The sequence below is a fragment of the Deferrivibrio essentukiensis genome (assembly GCF_020480685.1).
GTDB classification, from domain to species: domain Bacteria; phylum Chrysiogenota; class Deferribacteres; order Deferribacterales; family Deferrivibrionaceae; genus Deferrivibrio; species Deferrivibrio essentukiensis.
Genome location: NZ_JAJAFU010000019.1, coordinates 40,690 through 50,338 on the forward strand (window position 1 = coordinate 40,690; position 9,649 = coordinate 50,338).

The following is a 9,649-nucleotide window of genomic DNA, read 5'->3' on the forward strand; positions in this document are numbered from 1 at the left end:
ATGGAGGATATATGTTAAAAAAATTATTCATCACAAGCTTTTTACTACTTTTTTTAGTGGCTGCAAACGCACAAGAGATGCCAGCACCACACGTGGATGTCTTTGAAATCAGCGGGTTTAAGCCATATGTTTTTGAGGCTACTTACCCCGCAAAAGTCAAAGCATATAATGTGGCAACAGTCGTTGCAAAAGTATCAGGCACTATTTTAAATCAATCCTTCAAAGAGGGTGAATTTGTTGAAAAGGGTGCACCCCTTTTTAAAATCGACGATGAAATTTACAAAAGTGATGTGGAAATTATCAAATCACAACTTGATGTTGCAAAAGTTCAGCTTGAAAAAGCAAAAGCAGATTTTGAAAGGGTAAGTCAATCTTTCAAAGAAAACGTTGTAAGTAAACAAGATTTTGACAATGCCAAATTTGCTCTTGAGCAGGCAAAATCAAATATAGCACTAATAAACAGCCAGCTTAAAAAAGCTCAAATTAACCTTGATTATACCAACATATTGGCTACCGAAAAAGGATATTTGGGGCTGAAAATGGTAAATATAGGCGACTTTGTCACACCGGGGACACCTGTAGTAACCATTACGGACAGCACAAAGGTATATGTGGAATTTTCATTACCCGACAAAGATTTTTCCAACCTTAAAAATGACCTTGGGGATTTTTCTAATGTTAATCTAACATTATCCGGGTTTGAAAACTTAAACGGTAAAATTACCTTTGTGGATTCAAAAGTCGATGAAGCTACATCTACGGTAAAATTCAGAGGTTTGATTGACAACAAAGACAAATTATTAACTCCGGGTATATTTGTAAGGGTAAACTTTAAAAGTGTCACTTCCAAAAATCTTGTCAAAATCCCTCAAAAAGCAGTTTTGCAAAATCCTATGGGGACAATCTGCTTTGTGGTTGAAAATGATGTCGTAGGGGTAAGGCCGCTTCAAATTATAGAAAGTAAAGATGATTTTTATTTCGTGCAAGGTCCTTTCAAACCGAATGACAAGGTAATTACAAATAACTTTTTCAAGGTAAAACCCGGAACAAAAGTCGTAATTGACAAAGTAATTAAAGAGGTTAACTAACTATGTTTTCTAAATTTTTTATAGAAAGGCCAAGGTTTTCAACTGTTATTGCAATAACAATAATTTTGTTAGGGCTTATAGCTTTGAAAAATCTACCGGTTAAAGAATATCCCACCCTAACCCCGCCACTGATAAATATTTCAGCAATTTACCCGGGAGCAGATGCCGATACTATTTCAAAAACAGTTGCTGCCCCCCTTGAAGAGGCTATAAACGGTGTTAATGATTTAATTTATATGACAAGTACTGCATCCTCAGGGATTTTATCGATAAGTGCATACTTTGAAATAGGAACAGACCCTGAAATTGCAAAAGTTGACATAAATAACAGGATTCAAACGGCGCTAAACCTTTTGCCTGAAGCGGTCAGAAGACAGGGGATAGAGGTAAGAGAAAGGACGCCTGACCTTTTGAAAGCATATGCTTTTGTGTCAGAAGGGGGAAAAAGGTCAGATACGGAAATCAGCAATTATATCCAGATAAACGTTCTTGATGATATCAAAAGGATTAAAGGTGTCGGCGATGCGGTAATATTTGGTGAAAAAAAATATGCCGTAAGGGTTTGGATAAAACCTGATAAACTTGCATCTTATAACCTGACACCATTAGAAGTATATCAAGCAATTTCATCCCAAAATGAAGAAAATCCAGGAGGAGGTATATCTCAAGAGCCTTTATCCAAAGAATCATCATTTAGCTACACAGTAAAAGGGGAAGGCAGACTTAAAACAATAAAAGATTTTGAAAATATCATCATCCGCTCAAACCCTGACGGCTCATCTATCAGGTTAAAAGATTTGGCAGATATAAAGCTTGAATCTGAAAACTATTATGTAAATGCTTATTACAACAATCAACCGGCTATTCCAATGGGTATATTTCTTGCCCCGGGAGCAAATGCTCTTGAGGTTGCAAAAGCGGTAGATGAAAAAATTAATGAGCTGTCAAAATCATTCCCAGCAGATATAAAATTTCATGTGCCTTACGATCCTACGGTTTTTATAAATGAATCCATACATGAAGTAATTTTGACACTTTTGATAGCTGTAGTATTGGTAGTATTTGTAATTTACATTTTCCTTGGTAGTTTCAGAGCTACATTTATCCCTCTCCTTGCGATACCTGTTTCAATTATCGGTACATTTGCAGGACTTTACGCTCTCGGTTTTTCTATTAACCTACTCACCCTTTTCGGACTTATTCTTGCTATTGGACTTGTAGTGGATGATGCAATTGTTGTTGTCGAAAACGTAGAGCGAGTTATGCGTGAAGAAAAATTGGGCAGAAAAGAGGCTACAATTAAGGCAATGGAAGAAATCACTACACCAATAATTGCAATTGTGCTCGTATTATCTGCTGTTTTTATCCCTGCTTCCTTCATACAAGGGTTTAGCGGTGAGATGTTTAAACAGTTTGCCATCACTATATCAATATCAATGATATTAAGCGGTATTGTCGCCTTGACACTTACCCCTGCACTTTGTGCAATGTTTTTGAGGGAAACAGAAAAAAAACCGATTTTACCTATCAGGCTGTTTCAAGCATTTTTCCAAAAAGCTACAAATGGATTTACTAAAGGTGTAAAACTCATCATAAAGATGGCAATAATAAACGTACTTGTTTTTGGAATTGTTATTTTTGCCTCATATAAAATATACAAACTCCTGCCAACAGGTCTTGTCCCTATAGAAGACAAAGGCTCAATATTTACATTAACTTATCTTATGCCGGGCTCCTCTCTAAAAAGGACAAGTGATGTAATTAACAATGAGGTAGAAAAACAGCTTTTGGCAAACAAATATGTAAAAGAAGAAGTATCTATTGTAGGTCTTGATTTATCCTCCTTCTCATACAAGACAGATGCAGCCATTACTTTTTCCCAATTGACAGATTGGAGCGAAAGGAAAAATAAAGATGAATCGTCAATGGCACTTGCAGCAAATTTTATGAGGCAGTTTTCTGCAAGTAAAGAAGCTTTAATCTTTACAGTAAACCCTCCCCCGATAATAGGGATGAGTATGACAGGTGGGTTTGAGCTTTATGTCCAGGATAGAACAGGTGCTGACATACAAGTATTAAATAAATATGTTCAGGAAATTGTTGCAAAAGCCAATCAGCGAAAAGAGTTAATGGGGGTACGTTCTACGCTAAATACTAATGTACCTCAATACAAGATAGAAGTAGACAGAGAAAAGGCAAAAGCACTCGGTGTTTCTATTTCTGACATTTACTCTACAATACAGCTGACTTTTGCAAAAGGGTATGTAAATGACTACAACCTTTTTGGAAAGACATACCACGTTAATATTCAAGCAAGCGAAGAGTTTAGAGATAATATTGACGATTACAGAAATATTTTTGTAAGATCAAACACAGGTAAACTTGTCCCTCTAAGCTCACTCATATCGTTAAAAAGAATAGTCTCTGCATCAGTAGTGGAAAGATTTAATATGTTTCCCGCTGCAAAAATTTTAGGTGACCCAAAGCCAGGGTTTTCTTCCGGAGATGCTATGAGAGCTATCCAAGAAGTTGCAAATGAGGTGTTGCCTGAAGGCTACACTACTGCCTGGGCAGGGACTTCTTTTCAAGAGGTAAGGGTAAAACAGTCAGGCAGCACTGCTTATATATTTTCTGTCATATTTGTACTTTTAATATTGGTAGCACTTTATGAAAGTTGGATGGCACCTCTTTCCATTATACTATCTATCCCATTTGCTATTTTTGGAGCACTGCTTGGTGTATTTTTGTTTAGATTGGAAAATGATATCTATCTGCAGGTAGGTATTATTACACTTATCGGGCTTGCAGCTAAAAATGCAATTCTAATTGTAGAGTTTGCCGAAGAAAGATACAAAAAGATGGGAATGAATATTTTAGATGCAGTTATTGAAGCATCAAAAATCAGATTCAGACCTATTGTGATGACATCATTTGCATTTATTGCAGGGACTGTACCGCTCATTTTAAGCAGTGGCGCCGGTGCCAACAGCAGACACATTATCGGTCATACAGTAGTGTGGGGGATGGTAGCAGCAACATTCATTGGCACATTTTTCATTCCTCTGCTTTACTACCTTGTAATAAAAACAAAAATGATATTTAAAAGGAAGTAATATGATGAAAAGAATCTCAATTATAATATTATCACTTACAATAATATCCTGTTCTTTTGCGCCGAAATATTCAAGGCCCGTAATAAATCTGCCTGAAGCAGACAACAAAACGAATACAATGATTAATAAAAAATGGTGGGAAGATTTTAAAGATAAAAATCTTGAAAAACTTGTAGAAGAATCGCTGAAAAATAATGATAATCTTTTAATTGCCTATGAAAAGATAAATGAGCTTGAAGCAGCCTTTAATCTATCAAAAGCAAATCTCTACCCGTCAATAAATGGCAGTGGCTCCGTAAGCAGATTTCAGACAAGTGATGAGGCATCCGTGACCGGAAAAGGATTAAACACAAACGATTACAAACTTTCAGCATCTGCTGTCTTTGAAGTAGACATATTTGGAAAGCTAAAAAATAAAAGCAAATCTCAGTTATCACTGCTTCTTGCTCAAAAAAGTTATGCTGATACAGTAAAACTTAAACTTATTTCCGATACCATCTCCACGTATCTTGAAATATGTGCATTAAACCTGCAGATAAACAAACTTAACAGTATAGTTGATAATTACAAAAAAAGTTATGAATACAGACAAAAACAGTTTAGAAATGGAATTGTAAGCAACCTCATTCTCAAGCAGGAAGAAGCAAAATTAAATAGCTCCTACCTCACACTTGAAAATATTCTCGGAAGCAAAAAAGTGCTTGAAAACACCATCTCATTTATTACAGGCAAACAGCCTGATGAAATATTCAATTCAAAGGAAATAAGCTGTTCAAATTTACCTTCCCCGATACAACTTCCACCAATGTTGCCATCGGAAATCATTCAAAACAGACCTGATATTATCAGCGCTGAGGAAAATTTGAAGTCAACAAACTTTGAAATAGGTGTGGCAAAAGCAGCATATTTCCCCTCAATTTCTCTCACCGGCTCTTTAGGTCTTGAAAGTTACGAGCTTTCAAATCTCATGCAGTCCTCGGCAAAATTCTGGAATATTGGAGGCAGTCTAACAGCTCCAATATTTGACTTTGGCAGAATAAAGGCAAATGTCAAGGTAGCAAACTCCAGGCAAAAACAGGCATTAATAAACTACATTTATACAGTAAAAAATGCATTTAAGGAAATCCATGAAGCATTTATACAGCTTGAAAATATAAGCAAAAAAATTCAGATACAAAAAAGATTGCTTCAGGATTACTACGAAATTTTAAATATTGCAAAAAGTCAATATGAAAACGGCCTTATTGATTACATAAATGTAATTGATGCCGAAAGAAATATTGAGAACTTAAATATTGAGATAATAAACTTGAATAAAGAATATCTCAAACAGCAGGTCTTTTTATATAAAGCTATGGGGATAAACTAAGTATGATTATAGACTTCCACACTCATATTTTCCCTGATCATTTGGCTGAAAATGCTCTTAACTTCCTGTCTGAAAAAGGGAAGATATCTCCTTTCACCGACGGGACATTAAATGGTCTTTTGGAATCAATGGAAAAATCAGGTGTGGATGTCTCAGTAATTTGCAACATTGCTACAAACCCAAAACAATCTGACAACATTTTTAATTTTTGTAAAAAAATCAGGTCGGACAAAATACTGCCGCTTGGAAGTATTCACCCAGAGTCTGAAAATATCGAAGAATACTTAAAGAAATATAAATCTGAAGGGGTAAAAGGGCTAAAACTTCACCCTGACTATCAAAATTTTTATATAGATGATAAAAATGTCTATAAGATTTATGAAATATGTAGTGAGCTTGACATTTTTATACTCTTTCATGCAGGTGTTGATATCGGCTACCCGCCACCCTACCGCGCAACACCTGAAAGGATAAAAAAGGTCATGGATAATTTTCCAAAATTAAAAATTATTGCAGCACACATGGGAAGTTATGAAATGTATGATGAAGTTGAAGAATACCTGTTTGGAGAAGATATATATTTTGACACTGCATATTGTCTTGATAAAATGCCGCTAAACTTAATGGAAAAATTTTTCAAAAAACACCCTATTGAGCGTTTCCTCTTTGCCACAGACTCACCCTGGTGTAGCCAGAAAGAGTATGTCAACATACTATCATCTTTTAATTTTCTAAAAGAAGAAGATAAGGAAAAGATATTTTATAAGAATGCAAAAGAACTCTTAAAAATTTAATTTATTAACTCACTTAAGAGTGCAGGCCTTAAACCCTTATTTTTTAATGACTCATATATTTTAGGCAAGGCTTCATGCGTATTGTACCCTCTGCCGTTAATGTGAAATATAATAATATCGCCGGGTCTTACTTTCTTTGATATATACTTATACATCTTTTCAGCCGAAACATTTTTGTCAGGGTCGCCACTAATTAAATTTGCATGAACAACTTTATAGCCAATACTTTCTACAACCGTTAGGCTTCTATTGTCATAATTAAAACCCGGAAATCTAAAAAACTTTGTTTTTACTCCCAAAATTTCTATAAGATATTTTTCATTATCCTTTACTTCATTTACAATAGTTTGATTATCAAGTTTTTGCATATATTGATAATGATTTGCGGAATGGTTTTCTATTTCTATAAAGTCATATTTACTAATCTCTTTCAGCCTGTCTATATTTCTTTCGGCAAATTTTTTGTTTACAAAGATTGTAACAGGTATCTTATTTTTTATTATAAAATTTAATATTTCTTCATCAAAATAAGCAGGGGTTTTTGTTTCACACGCATCAAAAGTAAGCGCTACCGCATCAGCGCTATTAAATTTTTTTATTACTTCAGCATTCAAAAATAAAGGGAAACCCAAAATTATTACGAATGTAAAAATCGCAAAATAAATGCTATTACTACCCCTGTAATAATGCCATCTACAAACGCCCAAGCTGCCCCCTTCAATATCCCTTTCACTGTGTAGTAGTCATAACCTTTATACACAATTGAGGCATATCTCAGTATCTTTTTATATTTTGTATTTCTTAAAAAAATAGTCAGTATTGTAAAAAATACACTATAACAGATGGCGAAAATAAAAATGAATAAGTTGTAGTTAAACAAGATGACTCCTTAGCATTTCATTCAATTTTAGCATTTACCCACAAAAAAAAATAAATTTCAAGTTCAAGTTTACAATTTTTATAAATTTGATAGAATTTGATATGTTAAAAATTATACATATATTCTTGGCAATATTATTTTTTAGCAGTATAGCTTTTGCCGACAATCTTTATATATTAGATAATCAAACAAAAATATTTGCATCCAACAATAACTTGAGCACATTCACAATAGGTAAAAAAACATATCTATACAGCAAAGACAATTACCTTGATAATAATTCTTCAGTTAAAAAAATTACCCCGTTTAAGCGAAGTATTTTTTATATTCCAAATGACACTTTTTTTGATGAGCAGTGGGGGCTCAATAACACGGGGCAGTATGGCTACGTAACAGATTTTGATATAGATTGGCCGGAAGCAATAGATATTTATAATTCAATATCTCCTGAAGATGTTATTGTGGCAATACTTGATACAGGTGTTGCATGGAATCATCCGGATTTGAAAGGGAATATTTTGACAGGAGGAGATTTCGGCAATTATGGGTTTAACTTTTGCCCTTCTGATAATATCACTGATACATATGACTATGTGGACCATGGCACACATGTAGCGGGGATTATTTCTGCTCTTACCGATAATAATTTTGGAATTGCAGGCATCACAGATAACAGAGTAAAAATATTAAATCTAAAAGTTACCTGCAGCAATGAAGAAACTGTCGATTATATCCCTGAATTAAGAGCAATATCAAAAATTTTAGAGCTCGTGAATAAAGGCTACAATATCAAATTTGTCAATATGAGCTTTGGAGGCACATATTACGATAGTGAGGAGTATGTAGCCATACAAGAATTAATAAATAAGGGTGTATTTGTATTCGCAGCTGCTGGCAATGATGGAGTAAATGAAAAAAATTACCCGGCCGCATTAAACAATGTAGTATCAGTCGGTGCGGTAAGCATGGACGGACAACTTTCAGATTTCAGCAACTTTGGTGATTGGGTAGATATCTACGCGCCGGGAGAATATATTATCTCCACATACAACGATTATCTGGCAAAACCTGAAAGTTTAAACCTTTTAGATAACTATCTGGATTTTTATAGAAATGAGTTTAACGGTTTAGAAGATTTAAGCAAAATTCAATTTTCAAGTTCATGGAGCTTTGACAGTGGAAGCTTTTCAATCACACTTGATAACACAAGTAGTTGCGCAACTTCTTCTACAAAAAATACTTTTATCACTACTCCATTTAAGACTACCCCTGATAAAATTTACAGGTATAATAAATTTGTTACGAGAATAAATCTACCTTCAAGCGGGAGCAAACTAAATATTTATTGGTCAGATGATGGCGTCGATTGGAACATTATGACTAATCAATCCGGCTTTAATAATTCAGATTATTTTTACTTTGAATCCACACTACCTTCTCAACTATTAAATTCAGATAATATATCATTTAAATTTTGCTTTGAAGGAAATACTGGGGATAAAGCTTTTGTGGATGCCATAAGAGTAAGTCTAAGCGATACACCGGATGCATTTTTATTTGAATCAGGGACATCGATGGCTACCCCCTTTGTAACAGCTGCTGCCGCACTATCTTATCTTGATAACGGATTTTTTGACCCCGAAGATTTGTCAAAGTCAGGCGATGCATTATATGACATAAAAGCAGGTGAGATAAAAAAACTCAATTTGTATTCATTATTGAGAGTCAACACTCCACAAAATATACCTTCAAATAATGACTCAGGTGGAGGAGGTGGCGGATGCTTTATCGCAACAGCTACTTATGGTAGTTACTTAGCCCCTGAAGTTGTAGTCTTAAGACAATTTAGAGATAATTTCTTGCTCAAATATGAAATAGGTAAAAAACTTGTGAAAATTTATTACAAATATTCTCCAAAATATGCCAATATAATAAGAAGTAACAGTACATTAAAATTTATATCTATCTTGATATTGACCCCTATTGTTTTGGCCATAAAATATCCTATATATACAATTATATTTGCACTTGCAGTTTTGGTATCTTTTATTTTGAGGATGAAATATCAAAGACTTTTTAAGTTAAATAGATAACTTCTTTAGATAGAATCTTGATTAAAATGACTTTCAAGATGTCATCACTTTACCATTTTAGAAAGCAGTAAGACAGATAGCGCATAATTGTCACTTGGATTATACTTTCTAAGCACGTCAAAATTTTTAAAAGTTGCCCAATAATCCTGACCGATTTTGTTTATTTTAACCTCACCCCGTTTGATATTAAAAGGAAAAATCACACCTCTTTTTCTTAAAAACGATATTTTTGTATAAGTAGTAATAGCGCTGTTTACATTTTTCACCACAACAGCCTTAGGTTTGCCATAATCCCAGCCATTTTTACTTAAA

The 9,649-nt window shown here is 34.2% G+C and carries 7 protein-coding genes; 5 read left to right on the forward strand and 2 right to left on the reverse strand.

Annotated elements, in window-relative coordinates:
* The first annotated feature begins 11 nt into the window (after nucleotides 1-11).
* The 4 genes from LF845_RS09415 to LF845_RS09430 are packed head-to-tail and all read left to right on the forward strand — an operon-like array spanning nucleotide 12 to nucleotide 6,364.
* Nucleotides 12-1,088, forward strand: a complete 1,077-nt coding sequence (locus tag LF845_RS09415) for an efflux RND transporter periplasmic adaptor subunit (RefSeq protein ID WP_242820763.1) — start codon at nucleotides 12-14, stop codon at nucleotides 1,086-1,088.
* Between the two features lie 2 nt (nucleotides 1,089-1,090).
* Nucleotides 1,091-4,201: an efflux RND transporter permease subunit gene (locus LF845_RS09420; protein ID WP_242820764.1), complete on the forward strand. Its 3,111-nt coding sequence runs from the start codon at nucleotides 1,091-1,093 to the stop codon at nucleotides 4,199-4,201.
* Between the two features lie 4 nt (nucleotides 4,202-4,205).
* On the forward strand, nucleotides 4,206-5,570 hold the full coding sequence (locus LF845_RS09425) for an efflux transporter outer membrane subunit (protein ID WP_242820765.1): 1,365 nt from the start codon (nucleotides 4,206-4,208) through the stop codon (nucleotides 5,568-5,570).
* A gap of 2 nt (nucleotides 5,571-5,572) precedes the next feature.
* Nucleotides 5,573-6,364, forward strand: coding sequence for an amidohydrolase family protein (locus LF845_RS09430; protein ID WP_242820766.1), 792 nt, complete (start codon nucleotides 5,573-5,575; stop codon nucleotides 6,362-6,364).
* Here LF845_RS09430 and LF845_RS09435 read toward each other — a convergent pair.
* Nucleotides 6,361-7,071: a polysaccharide deacetylase family protein gene (locus LF845_RS09435; protein WP_242820767.1), complete on the reverse strand. Its 711-nt coding sequence runs from the start codon at nucleotides 7,069-7,071 to the stop codon at nucleotides 6,361-6,363. The two genes, LF845_RS09430 and LF845_RS09435, sit on opposite strands and share 4 nt — an antisense overlap.
* 274 nt (nucleotides 7,072-7,345) lie before the next feature.
* Between LF845_RS09435 and LF845_RS09440 the strand changes: the two genes are divergently transcribed.
* Entirely contained in the window at nucleotides 7,346-9,337 is a 1,992-nt protein-coding gene (locus LF845_RS09440; protein ID WP_242820768.1) for a S8 family serine peptidase, read from the forward strand.
* A 44-nt stretch (nucleotides 9,338-9,381) separates the two neighbouring features.
* On the opposite strand, the gene LF845_RS09445 is transcribed toward LF845_RS09440, so the two are convergent.
* The coding region (locus LF845_RS09445; RefSeq protein WP_242820769.1) for a lytic murein transglycosylase at nucleotides 9,382-9,649 on the reverse strand (268 nt) is incomplete at its 5' end.